The organism is Pseudomonas sp. ES1 (assembly GCF_050586605.1).
GTDB classification, from domain to species: Bacteria; Pseudomonadota; Gammaproteobacteria; order Pseudomonadales; family Pseudomonadaceae; genus Aquipseudomonas; species Aquipseudomonas sichuanensis.
In genome coordinates, this window is the sequence record NZ_JBOBDM010000005.1 from 97,605 (window position 1) to 119,029 (window position 21,425).

The following is a 21,425-nucleotide window of genomic DNA, read 5'->3' on the forward strand; positions in this document are numbered from 1 at the left end:
GCCGGCAACCAAGTTTGCGTGAATGAGGACAAGTGTTATGGGTAAGAATGTCGTCGTCCTGGGCACCCAGTGGGGTGATGAGGGCAAAGGCAAGATCGTCGATCTGCTGACCGAACATGCTGCCGCCGTCGTGCGCTACCAAGGTGGCCACAACGCGGGTCACACCCTGGTGATCAACGGTGAGAAGACCGTTCTGCACCTGATTCCGTCGGGCATCCTGCGTGAAGGCGTACAGTGCCTGATCGGCAACGGCGTGGTCGTGGCCCCGGATGCGCTGATGCGCGAAATCACCAAGCTGGAAGAGAAGGGCGTACCGGTGCGCGAGCGTCTGCGCATCAGCCCGGCTGCCCCGCTGATCCTGTCGTACCACGTGGCCCTCGATCAGGCCCGTGAGAAAGCCCGTGGCGAAGCCAAGATCGGCACCACCGGTCGTGGCATCGGCCCAGCCTACGAAGACAAGGTCGCGCGCCGCGGCCTGCGTGTGGGCGACCTGTTCCACCGCGAGCGTTTCGCCGCCAAGCTCGGTGAGCTGCTGGACTACCACAACTTCCAGCTGGTGAATTACTACAAAGAGCCGGCCATCGACTTCCAGCAGACCCTGGACGAGTGCATGGCCTACGCCGAGCAGCTCAAGCCGATGATGCTCGACGTTACCGCCGAGCTGCACAACCTGCGCCGCGCCGGCAAGGACATCATGTTCGAAGGCGCCCAGGGCTCGCTGCTGGACATCGACCACGGTACCTACCCGTACGTCACCAGCTCCAACACCACCGCTGGCGGCATCTCCACCGGTTCCGGCGTTGGCCCGATGTACCTGGACTACATCCTCGGCATCACCAAGGCCTACACCACCCGTGTCGGTTCCGGTCCGTTCCCGACCGAACTGTTCGACGAGACCGGCGCCACCCTGGCCAAGCGTGGTCACGAGTTCGGTTCCACCACCGGCCGCGCCCGTCGTTGCGGCTGGTTCGATGCGGTAATCCTGCGTCGCGCCATCGACGTCAACAGCATCTCGGGCATCTGCCTGACCAAGCTGGACGTACTGGACGGCCTGGAAACCATCAACATCTGCGTGGGCTACAAGAACGAGAACGGTGCTGTCATCGACGCACCTTCCGATGCCGACAGCTACATCGGCCTGGAGCCGGTGTACGAAGAGATGCCAGGCTGGAGCGAGTCGACCCTGGGCGTTAAAACCCTGGAAGAGCTGCCACAGGCCGCGCGCGATTACATCAAGCGCATCGAGGAGCTGGTCGGCGCGCCGATCGACATCATCTCGACTGGCCCGGACCGCAACGAGACCATCGTGCTGCGTCATCCGTTTGCCTGATTAGCCTTTCCGGCTGATCGAGCGCCGCGCTCCCGCAAGGGGGTGCGGCGTTTTCATTTGTATCGTCAAGTTGGGCGTTGCCCCATCGCCGGCAAGCCGGCTCCCACAGGCTCTGGCATGCGCTGTGTGTGGGAGCTGGCTTGCCAGCGATAGCGCCAATACAAGCAACATTGCAGAAACGCCTCACTACGCTCTTCAAATTGGCGTTTATACCTCCTGCCTCAGGCACAACCCTTGCTGTAAGAAGTTTCCGTAGATGCCATCAAAGTAATGGCGCCAGAAACACGAGGGTTACAACGTGTCTGCCATCCTTTCATTGTTACGAAGCCGCCTGTTGCGGCCTGTGTTTGTTGCGCTTGGTATCGCTCTTCTGGTGCAGGTGCTGGTCGCCGTTGCACTGACGCGGAGCACGGTCACCGCCCTGGAGGCCGATTTGGGGGAGCGCCTGGGGCATGACAGCCAGAAACTGGCCGCAGAACTGGAACAGGCCGGCCAGGATGTACGCGCCGGGCTCGACAGCCTTTCTGCCAGTACCCGTCAGCGCCTGAGTGCCGGCCTTTCCGAGCGGCTGCAGGGCGAGCAGCAGCAACTGCGCGCCACCCTGGAAAAGAACCTCAAGGACTCGGCCAACGACATGGCCGAACTCTTGGCGTCGGTTGCGCCGCGCGCCATCTGGGATAACGACGTGCCAATGTTGTCGGACTTCGCCCGCCGCGCCCAGCGCAATCCCAACGTGCTGTTTGTGATCTATGACGACGCCCAGGGCCAGCACCTGACCCGCTACCTCAACCGGCAGAACCCGATCAACCAGGCACTGATGGACAAGGGCCAGGGCGAGCGGGCGCTGGACAAGGTGTTGGATGCGGCGCGCAAGGACCCGTCGGTGTACTTCGTTGAAGCGTCCATCAGCCCCAATGGCGCCGAGATCGGCAAGGTGCTGATGGGTGTTTCCACGGCGGGCGTCGATCAGGAACTCAAGGCGCTCGACCAGCGTTTTGCCGCGTTGATCGGCAGTGGTGAGCAGTTGGTTGGCGACAGCCTGGTGGCCGCCGCCGCCGACAGTGGCAAGGCCCTGCGCGCCCGCCTGGAAACCGCCCAGAACAGCGCCACGGCGATGCAGGCCAATACCGCGCAGACCGTGCGTGACGCCGCAGGCGAGTTGCGCTGGCGTATCGGGCTGGGCCTGGTGCTGGTCGGGCTGGGGGTATTGCTGGTGGTCGCCGTGGTGCTTGGGCGCCGGGTACTCAGCAAGCTGCGCCTGCTGATTGCCGCGCTCAACGACCTGGCTGCGGGTGAGGGTGACCTCACCAAGCGTGTGACCCTCGACAGCCGCGACGAGATCGGCGACATGGCTTCGGCGGTCAACCGCTTCGTCGACAAACTGCAGCCCATCGTGCGTGAGGCCGGTGAGGTGGCCCAGCGCACCGGGGTGGAGATCGGCAGCATGACCCAGCGCAATGCCGGGGCCGACGCTGCGGCGGCGCTGCAGCGCGATGAAGTGGCCGCCAGCCTGCGCGACCTGTCGAGCATGGCCGACGAGGCCCAGGCCGAAAGCCATGCCATGCAGGCCGCATTACAGCAGGTGGTGGATATCCGCCAGGCCACCGATGAGAACAGCCGTGCGTCCACGCAGCTGGCACGGCTGATCGAGAACCTGGCCGGTGAAGTAGAAACCGGTTCCCAGGTGATCGAGCGGCTGGCCAAGCAAAGCGAGCAGATCGAAGTGGTGCTGACGGTTATCCACGGCATTGCCGAGCAGACCAACCTGCTGGCGCTCAATGCCGCCATCGAGGCGGCGCGGGCGGGCGAGACCGGGCGTGGCTTCGCCGTGGTGGCTGACGAGGTGCGGGCGCTGGCGAGCAAGACGCAGAGTTCGACCGGTGATATCCAGTCGCACATCACCGCCCTGCAGCAGGGTGCGAAGGAGGCGGTCGCCACCATCAGCCAGGCCGGGCGCCAGGCCAGCGAAGGCCTGCTGGTGCTGCGTGACAACGAACGGCGTCAGCAGTCGGTGCAGGCGGCGGTGGAGCAGGTGCATGCGGCGATCGGCCTGGCTACCCGTGCGGCAGAGCAGCAGGCCAATGGCGCGCAGGCGGTGCGTGGGCGGGTGGAGAACATCCATGCCCAGGCCGAGCGCTCAGCCGAGGTGGTGATGCAGACCACGGCCAGCAGCAAGGTGCTGGATGACCTGGCGGCGCAGTTACGGGCGAGCCTGGGGCAGTTCCGGGCCTGAAAAACATCGCGGGGCAAGCCCGCTCCCACGCGACCTACAAACGGCGGCGTGGGAGCGGGCTTGCCCCGCGATAGGGCCTTACGCCTTGTTCAGATACATCCGCGTGGTCAGTAGATACACCGGCAACCCCGACACCACGATCAACAGCGCCGCATAAGGCGCCGCCGCCGCAAACTCGACGTTGGCGGTATGCGCCCACACCTCGGTTGCCAGCGTGGTCATCCCGGTCGGGCTGAGCAGCAAGGTGGCGGTCAGCTCCTTCATGGCATCCAGGAACACCAGCGCAAACGCCGCCGCCATGGCCGGGAAGATGATCGGCAGGGTCACCCGGCAGAACGCCGCGAAGCTGCTCGCACCCAGCGTGCGCGCCGCCTCTTCCAGCGTCGGTGAAGCCTTGTTCAGTGCCGTGCGCACCGGCGACTGGGCCAGCGGCAGGAACAGCAGGGCATAGGCCAGGATCAGCAGGGCAGTGGTCTGGTACAGCGCCGGCACGTAGTGCAGGGCGAAGAACACCAGGGTCAGCGCGATCACCAGGCCCGGCAGGGCGTGCAGCAGGTACGGCAGGCGTTCGGCCCAGATCGCCAGGCGACCCTTGTAGCGCACCACCAGGAAGCTGATCGGCAATGCCAGCAGCACGCAGAAACCTGCACCGCCCAGCGACACCGACAGCGAGGTGGCCAGTGCCTTGCCGATGGCCGCCACCGGGAAAGCCGCCGACGAGCCGACACTCAGCCAGTAGCCGAGCATGGCCAGTGGAATACCGCTGCCCAGCACCGCAAGCGCCAGGCACAGCAGTTGCCCCAGTGGCATCCAGCCACGCAAGTTGACCGGCTGGGCGCGACGCGCCACGCCCTGGCCGATCCGCACATGGCGGGCCTTGCCGCGTACCCGCAGCTCCAGCCAGAGCATCACCAGGCACAGCGCCAGCAGCACTGCCGAAAGCATGGCAGCGTTGGCGTTGCTGAATTCCAGTTCGAACTGCTGGTAGATCGCCGTGGTGAAGGTCTGCAGGCCAAGAATCGACAGGGCGCCGAACTCCACCAGCATGTGCAGGGCGATCAGCAAGGCGCCGCCCAGCATCGACGGCCAGAGCAGTGGCAGGGTGATCTTGCGAAACACCCCCCAGCGGCTGCAACCCAGGGTGCGTGCCGATTCTTCCAGCGCGGTGTCGAGGTTGCGCAGGGTGGCGGCCACCGGCAGGAACACCAGCGGGTATTTGGACAGCGCCATTACCAGGATCGCCCCGCCCAGCCCTTCGAAGTCCGAACTCAGCGACACCCAGGTGAAGCTGCTGACGAACGACGGCACGGCGAACGGCAGGCACAGCACCACGCCCCACAGGCGCCGGCCCGGCAGGTCGCTGCGCTCCAGCAGCCAGGCCAGGGCCACGCCCACCACCAGGCACAGCGCGGTGACGCCGGCCATCAGCAGCAGGGTGTTGCGCAGCAGGCCCCAGACGAACGGGCGCCAGAGCAGGCGCAGGGCCTCGTGAGCGCCGGCTTCCCAGGCCTTGAGCCCGACATACAGCAGTGGCAGCAGGCTCATCGCCACCAGGAACAGCACCGGCAGCAGCACCCAGACAGACGGGCGCTTGCGCTTGGGGACGAAGCGGGAGACGGCGGGCGAGGGCAGGGCGGCGGTCATCAGAGCAGGCCAACCTCACGTTCGAGCTCGATGGCTTCCTCGGCATTGCCCAGGTCGGCCGGCGAGATCTTCGGCGGGCGCAGCTCCTCGAACGGCTTCAGGCCGCGGTCCGAGACCATGCCCTTGTGCAGCGGGTATTCGGCGGTGGTCTGGGTGATCACGCGCTGGCCTTCTTCGCTGGCCATCCAGTTGAGCAGGGCCTGGGCTTCTTTCGGGTGCTTGCTGGCTTTCACCGCAGCGGCGCCGGAGATGGTCACCAGGTTGCCGGCATCGCCATCGGCCAGGTAGTACAGCTTGGAATCGAGCTTGCCGCGCTCGCGCTCCAGGGCGTACCAGTAGTAGTTGTTCACCAGCACGGCGGCGACTTCGCCTTTTTCCACGGCCTTCAGGGCAACCATGTTGTTGGTGTAGGTCTTGCCGAAGGCTTTCAAGCCGGTCAGCCATTCCTCGGTGGCTTCGCGCCCGTGCATCTTGAGGATGGCCACGGCCTGTTCCTGGAATGCGCCGCTGGTGGGCACGTAACCGACTCGGCCTTCCCACTCGGGGTCGGCGAAGTCCATCACTGTGGTGGGCAGGTCTTTCTCGTCGACCTTTTTCGGGTTGTACACCACCACGCGGGTGCGGGCAGTGACCCCCATCCAGGTGCCATTGGCGCCCACGTATTCCTTGGGCAGCATGTTCAGGGTGGCGTCGTCGATCTTCGCCAGCAGGCCCAGTTCGCCCAGGTTGTTCAGCGGTGGCGACTCTTCGGTATAGATGATGTCGGCGGGCGAACGGTCGCCTTCCTCGATGATCTGGCTGGCCAGCTGGTTGCTGCTGCCTTTGCGGATATTGATGTGGATGCCGGTCTTGGCCTCGTAGGCCTTGGCAATGGCTTCGCCGATTTCCTTGTGCTGACCGTTGTACATGGTCAGGCTGGCCGGGGCGTCTGCCAGGGCGGCCGGAGCGCCGATCACCAGGCTCAGCACTGCAGCGGCCAGGGTGCGCATCAGCGGTTGCGGGCGGATCGTCATGCGGGTACTTCCTCGCTTACGGCTACATATTTGGAAACAATGGTAAACGAAATCGTTTCTCAAATGGGCGTATGACGGGAAATTCATGGGGGTTCGCCGTGATCCCTGCTGTGTCTGTGAGATCGAGCGCTAGAGAACCTTCGGCGGGAGAGGGGGTAACCAAAAATCGCAGGCAAGAAAAAACCCACTAGCAAGCTAGTGGGTTTTTATATGGTGCCCAGGAGAAGACTCGAACTTCCACGACCGTTAAGTCACTGATACCTGAAACCAGCGCGTCTACCAATTCCGCCACCTGGGCAAAGCTTTGAATCATCTGGTGATGCGACTATCGATCGCTTTCACACAGTAGTAATAGATCCTTGGTCATCTATTACTTGAAAATCTTGGTGCCCAGGAGAAGACTCGAACTTCCACGACCGTTAAGTCACTGATACCTGAAACCAGCGCGTCTACCAATTCCGCCACCTGGGCACACATTCGAGATTACAAGATGCTTTACAGCTCCGTTCATCTCTACTACAACTTCGGGGTTGTCCGTCGTTGTGGTGCGCACTATACGGGCGGTCCTGGAGGCTGTAAAGCCCCCAAGCGAAAAAAATTTCAAAAAATTCAACTTGTTGATTCCGCAGGTCTATTACTGCCTGGCGGACGCTGTGCTGGGGCTGTCCAAGGCTGACATTTCCGGTTTCAATAGGCCTATGCCAGAATTCATATCTATATACCCCAAGGTGAACCCCTTCTGATGGCCGATTGGCAATCCCTCGATCCCGAGGCCGCTCGCGAAGCGGAAAAATACGACAATCCTATTCCCAGCCGTGAGCTGATCCTGCAGCGCCTCGCCGACCGTGGCGAACCGGCTGCCCGCGAAGAACTGGCGGCAGAGTTCGGTCTGTATGAAGAAGACCAGATCGAAGCACTGCGTCGCCGCCTGCGCGCCATGGAGCGTGATGGCCAGCTTATCTATACCCGGCGCGGCACCTATGCCCCGGTAGACAAGCTCGACCTGATCTGCGGCCGTGTCTCCGGCCACCGCGACGGCTTCGGTTTCCTGATCCCCGACGACGGCAGCGAGGACCTGTTCCTTAGCCCCTCGCAGATGCGCCTGGTATTCGACGGTGACCGCGGCCTTGCCCGGGTCTCCGGTGTCGACCGCCGTGGCCGCCGCGAGGGCGTGCTGGTTGAAGTCATCTCCCGTGCCCACGAGAGCGTGGTCGGCCGCTACTTCGAAGAAGGTGGCATCGGCTATGTGACCCCGGACAACCCGAAGATCCAGCAGGAAGTGCTGGTCACCGCCGGGCGCAACGGCGGCGCGAAGATCGGCCAGTTCGTTTCGATCAAGATCACCCATTGGCCCACCCCGCGCTTCCAGCCGCAAGGTGACGTTGTCGAAGTGATCGGCAACTACATGGCCCCGGGCATGGAGATCGATATCGCCCTGCGCAGCTACGACATTCCCCATGTCTGGCCGCAGGACGTGATCAAGGAAGCGCGCAAGTTCCGCTCCGAAGTCGAAGAAAAAGACAAAGAGAAGCGCATCGACCTGCGTCACCTGCCGTTCGTCACCATCGACGGTGAAGACGCCCGTGACTTCGACGATGCCGTTTACTGCGAGCCGCTGGGCAAGCTGCGCCTGTTCTCGGGCGGCTGGCGCCTCTACGTGGCGATCGCCGACGTTTCCAGCTACGTGCGCCTGGGTTCTGCCCTGGATACCGAAGCACAGCAGCGCGGTAACTCGGTGTACTTCCCGGAGCGCGTCATCCCGATGCTGCCCGAGGAGCTGTCCAACGGCCTGTGCTCGTTGAACCCGCACGTCGATCGCCTGGCCATGGTCTGTGAAATGACCATCAACAAGGCCGGCCAGATGGTCGACTACCAGTTCTACGAGGGGGTCATCCACTCCCATGCGCGCCTGACCTACAACAAGGTCAGCAGCATGCTCGAGCATTCCCGTACCCGCGAAGGCAAGGCCCTGCGCGAGGAGTACAGTGCGGTCCTGCCAGACCTCAAGAGCCTGTACGCGCTGTACAAGGTGCTGCTGGCGGCCCGTCACACCCGTGGCGCGATCGATTTCGAGACCCAGGAAACCCGGATCATCTTCGGCGAAGACCGCAAGATCGACGAAATTCGCCCGACCGTGCGCAACGACGCCCACAAGTTGATCGAGGAATGCATGCTGGCGGCCAACGTCGCCACCGCCGCGTTCCTGCAGAAGCACAACGTGCCGTCGCTGTACCGCGTGCACGATGGCCCGCCGCCGGAGCGCCTAGAAAAACTGCGCGCCTTCCTCGGCGAGCTGGGGCTGAGCCTGCACAAGGGCAAGGATCCGTCGCCGAAGGACTACCAGGCCCTGCTGGCGAGCATCGCCGGGCGCCCGGACTTCCACCTGATCCAGACCGTCATGCTGCGCTCCCTGAGCCAGGCGGTGTACAGCGTCGAGAACAATGGCCACTTCGGCCTGAACTACGAAGCCTACACCCACTTCACCTCGCCGATCCGTCGTTACCCGGACCTGCTGGTACACCGGGCGATCCGCAGCGTGATCCGCTCCAAGGTCGATACCCCGCACGTCAAGCGTGCCGGTGCCATGAGCATCCCCAAGGCGCGTATCTACCCGTACGACGAGAACGCCCTGGAGCAGATGGGCGAGCAGTGCTCGATGACCGAGCGCCGCGCCGACGAGGCCACCCGTGACGTGGTCAACTGGCTCAAGTGCGAGTACATGCGTGACCGTGTCGGGGAAATTTTCCCAGGCGTGATCACGGCTGTGACCGGCTTTGGCCTGTTCATCGAGCTGACCGACATCTATGTCGAAGGCCTGGTGCATGTCAGTGCCTTGCCGGGTGACTACTACCACTTCGATCCGGTTCATCATCGCCTGTCGGGCGAGCGTACCGGGCGCAGCTTCCGCCTTGGCGACACGGTAGAGGTCAAGGTCATGCGCGTCGACCTCGAGCAGCGCAAGATCGACTTCGAGATGTCCGAGCAGACCGTCACCGCGCCAGTTGGCCGCAAGCCGCGCGCCGGTGCCGCCGAGCCTGCCGCCCAGCCGGCGCCTGCCGGCGAAGCGAAAATCTCGCCCAAGCCGCGCAGCCGCAAGGGCGAGACCGCCGATGCCTACTTCCCGAAAGACGCCGTCCAGCGTAACGCCGAAGTGCGCAAGAGCCGCGAGATGAAGAAAGCGCTGATGAGCGATGCGCGCACCGGGCATACCGCCAGCAAGTCGGAAAAAGGCAGCAAGTCGGCTACCGGTAAACCGACCAAGCATCGCAAGGGCCCGTCGAAGTCCGGCGCGCCACGTAAAGGCAAGAACAAGTCATGAGTCAGCTGGAAAAGATCTACGGCGTGCATGCCGTCCAGGCGCTGCTGCAGCACCATCCTAAGCGGGTCAAGCAGATCTGGCTGTCGGAAGGCCGTAGCGAACCGCGTCTGCAGACCTTGCTGGCCTTGGCCGCGGAAAACCGCGTCCAGGTCGGTCAGGCCGAGCGCCGCGAGCTCGATGCCTGGGTCGAGGGCGTACACCAGGGCGTAGTGGCTGAGGTGAGCCCGAGCCAGGTGTGGGGTGAGTTGATGCTCGAAGAGTTGCTCGAGCGCACTGAAACCCCGCCGCTGATCCTGGTCCTCGATGGCGTCACCGACCCGCACAACCTCGGCGCCTGCCTGCGTACCGCCGATGCTGCGGGCGCTACTGCGGTAGTGATCCCCAAGGACAAGTCGGCCAGCCTGACTGCCGTGGTGCGCAAGGTGGCCTGTGGTGCCGCCGAAGTGATCCCGCTGGTGGCCGTGACCAACCTTGCCCGCACCCTGGAAAAGCTCCAGCAGCGCGGGTTGTGGGTGGTCGGTACCGCCGGCGAGGCCGAACAGGAGATCTACCAGCAGGACCTGACCGGCCCGCTGGTGATGATCATGGGGGCCGAAGGCAAGGGCATGCGTCGCCTGACCCGCGAGCACTGCGATTTCCTGGTCAAGCTGCCGATGGCCGGCAGCGTCAGCAGCCTGAACGTCTCGGTCGCGACCGGGGTGTGCCTGTTCGAGGCCGTACGTCAGCGCCAGGCCAAGCGCTGAGCGAAATCCTGCGTCGGCCTCTTCGCCGGTAAATCGCAGCGGCGAACCGCCGCTTCCTCAGGTACTGCGGCGCCCTCAAGGGCAACAGTAATCCTGTGGGAGCGGGTTTGCCCGCGAAAGGGCCGGGTGCTTGCGAATATGTTTCCGGCTGTTCAAATATTCGCCAATCACCTTGCTTGTCCCCCCAGCCTTCTCTACAATTGCGCCCCTTGCCAGCTGGCCGGTGCGCATGCGCCTACACGCCGGGGCAAGACTTACAGTGTCATTCACTCCTTGTCTGACCAGATTCGCTGGCAGACTACTAACCCGTAAGGAGCATTCATGCGTCATTACGAAATCATCTTCCTGGTCCACCCGGATCAGAGCGAGCAAGTCGGCGGCATGGTTGAGCGTTACACCAAGCTGATCGAAGAAGATGGTGGCAAGATCCACCGCCTGGAAGACTGGGGCCGTCGTCAACTGGCCTACGCAATCAACAATGTTCACAAGGCTCACTACGTGATGCTGAACGTTGAGTGCACCGGCAAGGCCCTGGCCGAGCTGGAAGACAACTTCCGCTACAACGATGCCGTGATCCGTAACCTGGTCATCCGTCGTGACGAAGCCGTTACCGGCCCGTCCGAGATGCTCAAGGCAGAAGAGAACCGCAGCGAGCGCCGTGAGCGTCGCGAACGTCCTGACAGTGCTGATGGCGTCGATGGCGACGACAGCAATGACAGCGACAACAGCGATAACGCTGACGAGTAATCCACGGACCTTTTGAGGAGCCAATCACATGGCACGTTTCTTCCGTCGTCGTAAATTCTGCCGCTTCACTGCTGAAGACGTGAAAGAGATCGACTTCAAAGATCTCAACACCCTGAAAGCTTACGTATCCGAAACCGGCAAGATCGTTCCAAGCCGCATCACCGGTACCAAAGCTCGTTATCAGCGTCAGCTGGCTACCGCTATCAAGCGCGCCCGCTTCCTGGCCCTGCTGCCCTACACCGACAGCCACGGCCGCTGAGACCGGGTCGTCGACTTAAGTAGCAAGGGATAAGCATGCGAGCGTTAGCAAGTTTCATCATGCGCGGTCGTGTGCAGGCCACCTTCGTGGTGGTCATCAGTGCGGTACTGCCGCTGCTGTTCTGGTTGAGTGCCGCCGCCGGGAGCCTGGTGTTCCTGCGGCGTGGTTTCAAGGATGCTTCATCGGTCATCGCCTGGGGCCTGTTGCCGGCGGTGGTCATGTGGTACTTCGGCGAACCCAGCACCTTGCTGGTGTTTTTGGGAACGCTGGGCCTGGCTGCGCTGTTGCGTGCCGGGCACTCCTGGAGCCGGGTGCTGCTGTCCAGTGTCGTATTAGGCTTGCTGTACAGCCTGATCCTGGATGCGGTGCTGCGCGAAACCTTCGAAGTGTTGGCCAAGGCGCTTGAAAAAGCCCTGCCGCAGTTCGAAGGCAAACCCGTACTACCTGGTGAGCTGATCGGCCCTTTGCTGGTCGCTTCCAGTGCGGTAATGCTGCAGCTGTTCAGCCTGCTGGCTTTGATGCTGGCGCGCTACTGGCAGGCAGCCTTGTACAACCCCGGTGGTTTCGGCCGCGAGTTTCGCGAACTGAGGCTACCGCTGGTGCCCATGCTGGCACTGGTGTCGCTGATGGCGCTGGGTCCGTTTATCGGGTCTCAGTTCATCGTGCTGGCATCGGCCTCCAGCCTGGTACTGCTTCTGGCTGGCATCGCCCTGATTCATGGGTTGGTGGCGCAGGGGCGACTGGCCGGGTTCTGGCTGGTGGGGATGTACGTGACGTTGCCGCTGCTCATGCAGCTGATGTATCCGTTGCTCGTGGTTTTGGCCATTGTCGACAGCCTGATTGATTTTCGCGGTCGCAAGTCCCCTTCGCAGGGTGACGATTCCGCGAACGGTGAAGGTTAAAAGTTAAGAGGTTTTACCAAATGGAACTGATCCTGCTGGAAAAAGTCGCCAACCTGGGCAACCTGGGCGACAAAGTAAACGTTAAGGCCGGTTACGGCCGTAACTTCCTGCTGCCGTTCGGCAAGGCCACCGTTGCCAACGCCGCCAACCTGGCCGCGTTCGAAGAGCGCCGCGCTGAGCTGGAAAAAGCCGCAGCAGACAAGAAAGCATCGGCTGAAAGCCGTGCTGCCCAACTGGCCGAGCTGGAAGTGACCATCACTGCCACCGCTGGCGACGAAGGCAAGCTGTTCGGTTCGATCGGCACCCACGACATCGCTGACGCCCTGACCGCCTCCGGCGTTGAAGTGGCCAAAGCTGAAGTTCGTCTGCCGAACGGCACCATCCGTCAGGTTGGCGAATACGACGTAGCCGTGCACCTGCACAGCGACGTTGAAGCCACCGTACGTGTGGTCGTCGTAGCTGCCTAAGCTGCGCAATCGGCTGGTCCCTCGAGGGCCAGGCGGTTAACATCGGGCACGGTCCTGTTTCCTACAGGCCGTGCCCTTTGTTTTTATCATTCCCCAGAATTCTTTCGTGGCCATGAACGAGATTACCCATCCGGAACAGCTCGACCTGCAAACCGCTGCCCTGAAGGTGCCGCCGCATTCCATCGAGGCCGAACAGGCCGTGCTCGGTGGCCTGATGCTGGACAACAACGCCTGGGAGAAGGTGCTGGATCAGGTGTCGGATGGCGATTTCTATCGGCATGACCACCGCCTGATCTTCCGCGCCATCCACAAGCTGGTCGACGCGAACAACCCGTTCGACGTGGTGACGTTGCACGAGCAGCTGGACAAGGAAGGTGTCTCTACCCAGGTCGGCGGCCTGGCCTATCTGGCTGAGCTGGCCAAGAACACGCCGTCGGTGGCCAACATCAAGGCCTACGCCGCGATCATTCGCGAGCGAGCCACGCTGCGCCAGCTGATCAGCATCAGTACCGACATCGCCGACAACGCCTTCAACCCCCAGGGGCGCAACGCCGAGGAGATCCTCGACGACGCCGAGCGGCAGATCTTCCAGATCGCCGAGGCGCGGCCGAAGACCGGCGGCCCGGTTGGCGTCAACGAACTGTTGACCAAGGCCATCGACCGCATCGACACGCTGTTCAACTCCGACAGCGACATCACCGGTATCTCCACCGGTTACACCGACCTCGACGAGAAGACCAGCGGCTTGCAGGCTGCCGACCTGATCATCGTTGCTGGCCGTCCGTCGATGGGCAAGACCACCTTCGCCATGAACCTGGTGGAGAATGCCGTACTGCGCAGCGACAAGGTGGTGCTGGTGTTCTCCCTCGAGATGCCAGGTGAATCGCTGATCATGCGTATGCTCTCGTCCCTCGGCCGTATCGACCAGACCAAAGTGCGTTCCGGTCAGTTGGACGATGACGACTGGCCGCGCCTCACTTCCGCGGTCAACCTGCTCAACGACCGCAAGCTGTTCATCGACGACACCGCCGGCATCAGCCCCTCGGAAATGCGTGCCCGTACCCGCCGCCTGGCCCGTGAGCACGGCGAGATCGCCATGATCATGGTCGACTACCTGCAGCTGATGCAGATCCCGGGCTCTGCCGGCGACAACCGCACCAACGAGATCTCCGAGATCTCCCGCTCGTTGAAAGCCCTGGCCAAGGAATTCAACTGCCCGGTCATCGCCCTGTCGCAGCTCAACCGCTCCCTGGAGCAGCGCCCCAACAAGCGCCCGGTCAACTCCGACCTGCGTGAATCCGGTGCAATCGAGCAGGACGCCGACGTGATCATGTTCGTCTACCGCGACGAGGTGTATCACCCCGAGACCGAGCACAAGGGCGTGGCCGAGATCATCATCGGCAAGCAGCGTAACGGCCCCATCGGCTTCATCCGCCTGGCGTTCATCGGCAAGTACACCCGCTTCGAGAACCTCGCGCCGGGCATGTACAACTTCGACGACGACGAGTAACTGGCTCGCCCCTTTACCGGCGGCACGGTCATTGTGGGAGCCGGCTTGCCGGCGAAGAGGTAGGTCCGGCCCCTACAAAGCGCTGCCTCGCTACTGTTCGACGATTTTGCCGTCTTTCAACCAAATCACCCGGTCGAAACGATGCAGTGCCTCATGGTCATGGGTGACGCAAATCAGCCCGCGACCCGCAAGCGAATCGAACAACAGGTCCCAGGTACGTCTTGCCAACTCAGCATCCAAGCCGCTGGTGGGCTCGTCGAACAGGTTGTAGTCGCCGGGGCGGTTGAGCACGCGTAACAGTGTCAGTCGCCGAGCTTCGCCTCCGGAAATGCTCTCACCCCGGCTATCCAGCTCACGCTCGTACCAGCCATCGCGCAGATCGAGTGCTTCCAGCCAGCGCTCTACCTGGCTGCGATCATGGGCATGATCGAACAGCACCGAACGTGGCAATTTGCCCGGTATGAAACGAGGGCCCTGTGGGCAGAGGCGCAAGCGGGTGAGCTGTTCGGTGGCTTTGAACTGAGTCAGGCATCTGCCATCCAGTTGCAAGTGCTGGCGAATGGGGTCAAGTGTGCCGGCCAAAGCCTGAAGAAGGGTCGATTTGCCAGAGCCGCTCGCGCCGGCCAGCGCGACCCGTTCACCTTTGCGGATTAACAACGGACTCTCCAATTGCAATCGCACTTCTGCGCGTTCGTGCAATGTGCAGGGGGTCAGCAACAGGCCGCATCGCTCATTCATGTCGGGCTGTGTTGTAGGGTTGGTCGCCCCGAAATCCGGTAAGCCTAGCCAGTGTTCCAGCTTGCGCTTGTCCAGACGATACTGATCCAGCATGCGCCAGCCCTCTGCCAGTTGCGCTACGCCCGCCAGCAGCCCGCTCACCAGTGTGAATAGTGCCACCAGTTCCCCGAGGCTCAGCGACGGGGTCGTGTGTGTCTGGTCATAGGTTCCCCACGCTAGCAATCCTCCGCTGCCCAGGCCAATGAACGCGATGCGCAGACCGAGCAGCCAGCCGCCAGAGGTCGCCACCCGCACTGCCGCATCGGCGTACCCGCTGAGCGTTAGGAGTACTGGCTGCATCGCGGCCTCTTCAGCACGCTCAAGCTTGACCGTTGCCGCAGTGGCAAATGTATCTACCCACTGTTCGGCCAGTTCGTCCTCACGCTCGTTCACGGTTTCGATGTGCGGGCGCCGCCAGCGCACCATGCGATTGTTCAACCACAGGTAGGCCAGGCTCAAGGGCACCAAGCCAAGAAGCACCGCTGCAGCACCCAGATACAAGAACAGGCCGGTCAGTACCAGCGCTTCTGCCAGTACCGGCCACGCCGAGCCAATCAAAAAGCCGAACCAGCGCTCTTGTGCGGTTATGCCCCTGTCCAGAACCTTTACCAGTGCGCCGCCATGCAACTGTCCATAAGCCTCGAAACGCTTATCCAACAATACTCGGCACCACCTGGCAGACATTTGCCTGACCTGCTCTTGGCAAAGCCTTGCCAGGCACCAGGCCTGCAAGGGGGTAAGCAGTGCCTGCAAACCGACCAGGCATATAAATGCCGCCAGCAGATTGATGACGGCCGTAGATGATCCACCTCCAGAGAGATCATCGATGATGTCGGCGAGGATCAGGGCGGGCAGTACAGTAGCTATTTTCAGGACCAGCGTTGTACTCAACGCGGTAAAGACACCCCTATAGATGGACATGAGGCTCTCTTGCGCCATTGGACAGTGCGCTTTGTGGTGCGACCGGAATGCCGGAGCGGATCAAGTGAAAGCGTTCAAGGCCGGGAATATATACTTGAACCACGCTTGCCAGTCCTGGCTCATCGAAAAGGACGTGGTAGAAAACTTGCCTGTCATACTCTTTGAGGTTGAGTAGCGTACGTTTAATCTGTTGGCGCACACTGTACGACTTAACTGAGGGGTGTAGTGAGGGGTAGTTGGCGTTGGGTAGAGGGTGTAGTAGTGCTGCTAATTTTTTCGATTTTGACAGGGTTACAGAGGTGTCTTCATCTTCAAGTAATTCTTTGCTTGAGCGTAAGCGTTCACATTGAATTTGTTCGGTGACAGCCCTGTAGAGGGCTGTGGACGGGTCTGTGGAACAGCCTGAACCGATCACCGATAATTCATTAGGTAGACTGCTGCTTGGGATGGCAATGCAGAAGTACGTGTCGTAAAAAGTGTCACTCATGTAAATTTTCAGGTCTTTACTATGGTCCTCTAACTCCGAATGATTACTGAAGGCTTGCTTGATGAGGCTTGGGGCTGGCTGGAATAACTTGAGTGGCGTCGTAAGGTTGCAAAGGGAAAGATAGTAGATAGAGAGTGCATGGCGCTCGATGACTTCGTTGATGGCGTGTAGGAGCGCTTCGTTCTCCGTGCAGCCAAGAGCAGTACCTGAATTGCTGGAATATTTGTTTATGAATGCTGCGGGTGTATCTCCGGTCTGTCGAGCGATCCTGGCCTCGGGCGCGAGCAATGCGGCGGGTACGTACAGGCGAGCATCGCTGTCGGCTGCCTCCGATTCGAATGCTGGAATACTGCAGGGCGGTAGTGAAAGAAGAAGCCAGTCATCTAAATTTTTGGCAGATTCGACAATTACTTCACTACAAATGCTTAAGGGGGTTGGTGTGGCAGATAGATGGTGCTCTAAACACTCGGCAAGCGCTCCGAGTTTACAATTCCTGCCTTTCCCTGCGCCTGAGGACAGTTCATTTCCTGTGGCGTCGTGCAGTACGCAACTAGCAACTAGGTCATCGTCGCCAAGGTTTTCAATTTTTGGGTGGAGTCCTAGTGATTTACACAATTGCTCTAGGCGAAGCTGCGCCTCATGTTCGCTAAGTTCACGTTCGCTTAACATGTTCTCCTCCTGAGAAGCGCGGGAAGACGGTTGGGGCTTCCCGCGCTCTACTTACATGATGTTGAGGAAGTCAATCTCGGCTTCGATGAAGGTGTAGTTCATGAAGCGAGGGATCTGGAGGTGGTTTATTTCGGAACGGCGTCTGCCCATTTTAAGTACTCCTGTAATGACTGTTTGGGATTTGAGTGCGTCATTTGACGCAGTTGTTTTTTATCATTCTCATGTTTTTGATAGCAATGAGGTGTGAGCTGGAATGACGTCGTTAAGATGTAGAGGGTTTCTTAGGGGGCTGACGCTTCCCTCCTGCGAAAAAGGTTTCTTATTATTTATTTCTTTTTTAATCAATCGAGTGCAGTTGCCAATGGGTGGATGAGGCAACACATTTTGAAAAAAGCCCGGAGGCTGGTGAGGGCGAGTGGCACAGGAGCAGGAGGATGGAGGGCGATGAGGTTTCCGACCACCACCGTCGGATTTGGTCAAAATTTGTGCTATATTCCGCGCCCGCGATTTCCCTGCACACCAGAACCGGTCACTGACATGCAAGCAGCCAAACCACTCTACGACTATCCCAAGTACTGGGCCGAATGCTTCGGGCCAGCGCCGTTCCTGCCGATGAGCAGGGAGGAGATGGATCAGCTCGGCTGGGATTCCTGCGACATCATCATCGTGACCGGTGACGCCTACGTCGACCATGCGTCGTTCGGCATGGCCATCATCGGCCGCCTGCTCGAGGCCCAGGGCTTCCGGGTGGGCATCATTGCCCAGCCGAACTGGCAGTCCAAAGACGACTTCATGAAGCTAGGCGAGCCGAACCTGTTCTTCGGCGTCGCGGCCGGCAACATGGACTCGATGATCAACCGCTACACCGCGGACAAGAAGATCCGTTCCGACGACGCCTACACCCCTGGCGGCTTGGCCGGCAAGCGCCCGGACCGCGCCAGCCTGGTGTACAGCCAGCGTTGCAAGGAAGCCTACAAGCACGTGCCGATCGTGCTCGGCGGCATCGAGGCCTCGCTGCGCCGCATCGCCCACTACGACTACTGGCAGGACAAGGTCCGCCACTCGATCCTGGTGGACGCCAGCGCCGACATCCTGCTGTACGGCAACGCCGAGCGGGCCATCGTCGAGGTCGCCCAGCGCCTGTCCCAGGGCGAGCACATCGAGCAGATCACCGACGTGCGCGGCACGGCGTTCATTCGCCGCGACACGCCCCAGGGCTGGTACGAGATCGACTCCACCCGCATCGACCGTCCGGGCCGGGTCGACAAGATCATCAACCCCTACGTCAACACCCAGGACACCCAGGCCTGCGCCATCGAGCAGGCCAAGGGCGAGCAGGACGACCCGAACGAAGCCAAGGTAGTGCAGATCCTCGACAGCCCGCAGATTACCCGGGAAAAGTCGGTGATCCGCCTGCCATCGTTCGAAAAGGTGCGCAACGACCCGGTGCTCTATGCCCACGCCAACCGCGTGCTGCACCTGGAGACCAACCCCGGCAACGCCCGCGCCCTGGTGCAGAAGCACGGCGAGGTGGACGTGTGGTTCAACCCGCCACCCATCCCCATGACCACCGAAGAAATGGACTACGTGTTCGGCATGCCCTACGCGCGTGTTCCGCACCCGGCCTATGGTAAGGAACGCATCCCGGCCTACGAGATGATCCGTTTCTCGGTCAACATCATGCGTGGCTGTTTCGGTGGCTGCACCTTCTGCTCGATCACCGAGCACGAAGGCCGGATCATCCAGAACCGCTCGCACGAGTCGATCCTGCACGAAATCGAAGAGATGCGTGACAAGGTGCCAGGCTTCACCGGCGTGGTCTCCGACCTGGGTGGCCCGACTGCCAACATGTACCGCATCGCCTGCAAGAGCCACGAGATCGAGAAGCACTGCCGCAAGCCGTCGTGCGTGTTCCCCGGCATCTGCGAGAACCTCAACACCGACCACAGCTCGCTGATCGAGCTGTACCGCAAGGCCCGTGCCCTGCCTGGGGTGAAGAAGATCCTGATCGCCTCGGGCCTGCGCTACGACCTGGCGGTGGAATCGCCGGAGTATGTGCGCGAGCTGGTGACCCACCACGTCGGTGGCTACCTGAAGATTGCCCCGGAGCACACCGAGCGTGGCCCGCTGGACAAGATGATGAAGCCGGGTATCGGCACCTACGACCGCTTCAAGCGCATGTTCGAGAAGTTCTCGAAAGAGGCGGGCAAGGAGCAGTACCTGATCCCGTACTTCATCGCCGCGCATCCGGGCACCACCGACGAAGACATGATGAACCTGGCCCTGTGGCTCAAGGGCAACGGCTTCCGCGCCGACCAGGTGCAGGCGTTCTACCCGTCGCCCATGGCCTCGGCCACGGCCATGTACCACTCTGGCAAGAACCCGCTGCGCAAGGTCACCTACAAGAGCGAAGGGGTGGAGATCGTCAAGAGCGAGGAGCAGCGCCGCCTGCACAAGGCGTTCCTGCGCTACCACGACCCGAAGGGCTGGCCGATGCTGCGTGAAGCGCTGGAGCGTATGGGCCGCGCCGACCTGATCGGCCCGGGCAAGCACCAGTTGATCCCGCTGCACCAGCCGCAGACCGACAGCTACCAGAGCGCCCGGCGCAAGAACTCCACGCCGGCCGGCAGCCACAAGGTGGGCAAGGAGCAGAAGATCCTCACCCAGCACACCGGCCTGCCGCCGCGGGCCAGCGATGGCAGCCAGCCTTGGGACAAGCGCGAGAAGGCCAAGGCCGAAGCGTTCGCCCGCAACCAGCAGGCGGCCAAGGAGCGCAAAGAAGCGGCCAAGGGCGGCGGCAAGGGCAAGAAGCCGCGTCAGCCAGTCATCCCGCGCTGACCTTCAAGGCAGCATGAGATCCCTGTGGGAGCGGGTTCATCGAAGCGTCGAACCGCCGCGAATGCGATGGTCGATCCACCGACGGATTCGCGGGTAAACCCGCTCCCACAGGCTCAGGTGTTTGCCGCATCAATCGAGATCAATCCGGCTTCTTATCCACCCACTTCGGCGCCACTGGCGCGACGAAGCTGTCCATCGCCTCCAGCAACTCATCCGGCTGCTGCGCCAACTGCAGCATCGCCCGGTGCTGCGGCCGTACGAAGCCTTCCTCGACGATATGGTCGAGGAACCCGCCCAGCTTCTCGTAGAACCCGTTCACATCCAGCAAGCCCAGCGGCTTGGCGTGATACCCCAGTTGCCCCCAGGTCCACACCTCGAACAGCTCCTCCAGCGTCCCCAGCCCACCCGGCAGGGCGATGAAGGCATCGCTGAGTTCGGCCATGCGCGCCTTGCGCGCGTGCATGCCGTCCACCACCTCCAGACGGGTCAGGCCCTTGTGGCCGATTTCGGCGTTCATCAGGCTTTCGGGGATGATCCCGACCACTTCACCGCCCGCTGCCAGCGCGGCGTCGGCCACGGTGCCCATCAGGCCCACCGCGCCGCCGCCATAGACCAGCGTCAGGCCCCGACGGGCGATGGCCTGGCCCAGGGCGATGGCGGCTTCACGGTAGGCGGGGTTGGCGCCGATACTGGCGCCACAGAACACACAAACGGAACGTACAGGCATGGCTTGTCTCCCTTCACAGGGGGCACAGGGTAAGGCTCTAGCCTGACACTTCCAAGGCTATTCACTCTGGGCGGGAGAATTCGCAGGCTGCGCCGGTGGCGCCCTGGGCGTAGGCGGCGAGCAGGCTGTTCATGAAACTTGAGAGGGACATTTCAGTTACTCCTAAATGAAAGGTTGTCCCATCGTCTATCAAGAGGGCATGATGTGCTCTTTGATTGGTTGTATACAATCCATTGAACAATTCAACTGGCTGGCCACTTGACACCCCTTGACCCACATCAGGGCTGGGTTGCATGGTTTCAGGCAGTCTCGCAATTGATAAAACCCTGCCAAGGAGATTCATGATGTTTGCGAAAGCTGTAGCGGTATCCCTGCTGACCCTCGCCAGCGCCTCTGTCTTTGCAGCCGAATGCTCGGTCACTGTCGAGTCGACTGACCAGATGTCCTACACCAGCAAAGAATTCACCGTCGACAAGAGCTGCAAAGAGTTCACCGTCAAGCTGACCCACTCGGGCAGCCTGCCGAAGAACGTCATGGGCCACAACCTGGTGATCAGCAAGACTGCCGACATGCAGGCGATCGCCACCGAAGGCATGAGCCAGGGCATCGACAAAGGCTACTTGAAGGCAGATAACGCCAACATCATCGCCCACACCGCGATGATCGGCGCGCCAGAGAAAGAGACTGAAGTGAAGTTCGACACCTCGAAGCTTGAAGCCGGTGGCGACTACAGCTTCTTCTGCACCTTCCCGGGCCACATCTCGATGATGAAGGGCAAGGTAGTCGTCAAGTAATCGAAGCCTGACGCAGTACCCTGTGGGAGCGGGTTTATCGAAGCG

Annotated in this window: 17 protein-coding genes, 2 tRNA genes and 1 pseudogene; 12 read left to right on the top strand and 8 right to left on the bottom strand. The window is 61.6% G+C overall.

What is annotated here, in order from left to right; genetic code table 11:
* The first annotated feature begins 37 nt into the window (after positions 1-37).
* From ACQ4N9_RS03785 to ACQ4N9_RS03795, 3 genes and pseudogenes are all read left to right on the top strand, one after another.
* Entirely contained in the window at positions 38-1,330 is a 1,293-nt protein-coding gene (locus ACQ4N9_RS03785; protein WP_003249542.1) for an adenylosuccinate synthase, read from the top strand.
* 1,114 nt (positions 1,331-2,444) lie between these two features.
* Positions 2,445-2,657, top strand: a pseudogene (locus ACQ4N9_RS03790) (methyl-accepting chemotaxis protein); the annotation flags it as partial.
* A gap of 201 nt (positions 2,658-2,858) precedes the next feature.
* Positions 2,859-3,563, top strand: a complete 705-nt coding sequence (locus tag ACQ4N9_RS03795) for a methyl-accepting chemotaxis protein (protein WP_371923669.1) — start codon at positions 2,859-2,861, stop codon at positions 3,561-3,563.
* Between the two features lie 78 nt (positions 3,564-3,641).
* Here ACQ4N9_RS03795 and ACQ4N9_RS03800 read toward each other — a convergent pair whose 3' ends face one another.
* From ACQ4N9_RS03800 to ACQ4N9_RS03815, 4 genes are all read right to left on the bottom strand, one after another.
* Positions 3,642-5,207 carry an ABC transporter permease gene (locus ACQ4N9_RS03800; protein WP_125465752.1) on the bottom strand — a complete coding sequence of 522 codons (1,566 nt, stop codon included), beginning with the start codon at positions 5,205-5,207 and terminating at the stop codon, positions 3,642-3,644.
* Positions 5,207-6,220 carry an extracellular solute-binding protein gene (locus ACQ4N9_RS03805; RefSeq protein ID WP_153786176.1) on the bottom strand — a complete coding sequence of 338 codons (1,014 nt, stop codon included), beginning with the start codon at positions 6,218-6,220 and terminating at the stop codon, positions 5,207-5,209. Before ACQ4N9_RS03805 ends, ACQ4N9_RS03800 begins: the two co-directional genes overlap by 1 nt.
* A 211-nt stretch (positions 6,221-6,431) precedes the next feature.
* A tRNA-Leu gene (locus ACQ4N9_RS03810) sits at positions 6,432-6,518 on the bottom strand.
* 86 nt (positions 6,519-6,604) lie between these two features.
* Positions 6,605-6,691: transfer RNA gene (locus ACQ4N9_RS03815), tRNA-Leu, on the bottom strand.
* Between the two features lie 271 nt (positions 6,692-6,962).
* Between ACQ4N9_RS03815 and rnr the strand changes: the two genes are divergently transcribed.
* From rnr to dnaB, 7 genes are all read left to right on the top strand, one after another.
* Entirely contained in the window at positions 6,963-9,539 is a 2,577-nt protein-coding gene (gene rnr / locus ACQ4N9_RS03820; protein WP_390965920.1) for a ribonuclease R, read from the top strand.
* On the top strand, positions 9,536-10,282 hold the full coding sequence (gene rlmB / locus ACQ4N9_RS03825) for a 23S rRNA (guanosine(2251)-2'-O)-methyltransferase RlmB (protein ID WP_110996124.1): 747 nt from the start codon (positions 9,536-9,538) through the stop codon (positions 10,280-10,282). Before rnr ends, rlmB begins: the two co-directional genes overlap by 4 nt.
* 321 nt (positions 10,283-10,603) lie before the next feature.
* A complete protein-coding gene (gene rpsF / locus ACQ4N9_RS03830; protein ID WP_110996123.1) occupies positions 10,604-11,029 on the top strand; it encodes a 30S ribosomal protein S6 in 426 nt (141 codons plus the stop codon).
* 28 nt (positions 11,030-11,057) lie between these two features.
* Positions 11,058-11,288, top strand: coding sequence for a 30S ribosomal protein S18 (gene rpsR / locus ACQ4N9_RS03835; RefSeq protein WP_003249563.1), 231 nt, complete (start codon positions 11,058-11,060; stop codon positions 11,286-11,288).
* A gap of 35 nt (positions 11,289-11,323) precedes the next feature.
* The gene (locus ACQ4N9_RS03840; protein WP_125465749.1) at positions 11,324-12,190 is read left to right on the top strand and encodes a hypothetical protein; all 867 of its coding nucleotides are present in this window, start codon (positions 11,324-11,326) and stop codon (positions 12,188-12,190) included.
* A 20-nt stretch (positions 12,191-12,210) separates the two neighbouring features.
* A complete protein-coding gene (gene rplI / locus ACQ4N9_RS03845; protein ID WP_011535934.1) occupies positions 12,211-12,657 on the top strand; it encodes a 50S ribosomal protein L9 in 447 nt (148 codons plus the stop codon).
* A 112-nt stretch (positions 12,658-12,769) separates the two neighbouring features.
* Positions 12,770-14,167, top strand: coding sequence for a replicative DNA helicase (dnaB, locus tag ACQ4N9_RS03850; protein ID WP_390965924.1), 1,398 nt, complete (start codon positions 12,770-12,772; stop codon positions 14,165-14,167).
* A 90-nt stretch (positions 14,168-14,257) separates the two neighbouring features.
* Here the strand turns inward: dnaB and ACQ4N9_RS03855 are convergent, their stop codons facing one another.
* From ACQ4N9_RS03855 to ACQ4N9_RS03865, 3 genes are read right to left on the bottom strand one after another with little or no spacing between them, the layout of a single operon-like run.
* Entirely contained in the window at positions 14,258-15,865 is a 1,608-nt protein-coding gene (locus ACQ4N9_RS03855) for an ATP-binding cassette domain-containing protein (RefSeq protein WP_390965926.1), read from the bottom strand.
* Positions 15,852-17,021, bottom strand: a complete 1,170-nt coding sequence (locus tag ACQ4N9_RS03860; RefSeq protein ID WP_390965928.1) for a YcaO-like family protein — start codon at positions 17,019-17,021, stop codon at positions 15,852-15,854. Before ACQ4N9_RS03860 ends, ACQ4N9_RS03855 begins: the two co-directional genes overlap by 14 nt.
* 51 nt (positions 17,022-17,072) lie before the next feature.
* Entirely contained in the window at positions 17,073-17,171 is a 99-nt protein-coding gene (locus ACQ4N9_RS03865; RefSeq protein WP_390965930.1) for an alginate O-acetyltransferase, read from the bottom strand.
* A 387-nt stretch (positions 17,172-17,558) separates the two neighbouring features.
* On the opposite strand from ACQ4N9_RS03865, the gene ACQ4N9_RS03870 reads away from it, so the two are divergent.
* Positions 17,559-19,859, top strand: coding sequence for a YgiQ family radical SAM protein (locus ACQ4N9_RS03870; protein WP_390965933.1), 2,301 nt, complete (start codon positions 17,559-17,561; stop codon positions 19,857-19,859).
* A gap of 139 nt (positions 19,860-19,998) precedes the next feature.
* Here ACQ4N9_RS03870 and ACQ4N9_RS03875 read toward each other — a convergent pair whose 3' ends face one another.
* Positions 19,999-20,586: a TIGR00730 family Rossman fold protein gene (locus ACQ4N9_RS03875; protein ID WP_125860646.1), complete on the bottom strand. Its 588-nt coding sequence runs from the start codon at positions 20,584-20,586 to the stop codon at positions 19,999-20,001.
* A gap of 344 nt (positions 20,587-20,930) precedes the next feature.
* Here ACQ4N9_RS03875 and azu point away from each other — a divergent pair, with 344 nt between their 5' ends.
* The gene (azu, locus tag ACQ4N9_RS03880; RefSeq protein ID WP_110992991.1) at positions 20,931-21,380 is read left to right on the top strand and encodes an azurin; all 450 of its coding nucleotides are present in this window, start codon (positions 20,931-20,933) and stop codon (positions 21,378-21,380) included.
* Positions 21,381-21,425 lie beyond the last annotated feature (45 nt).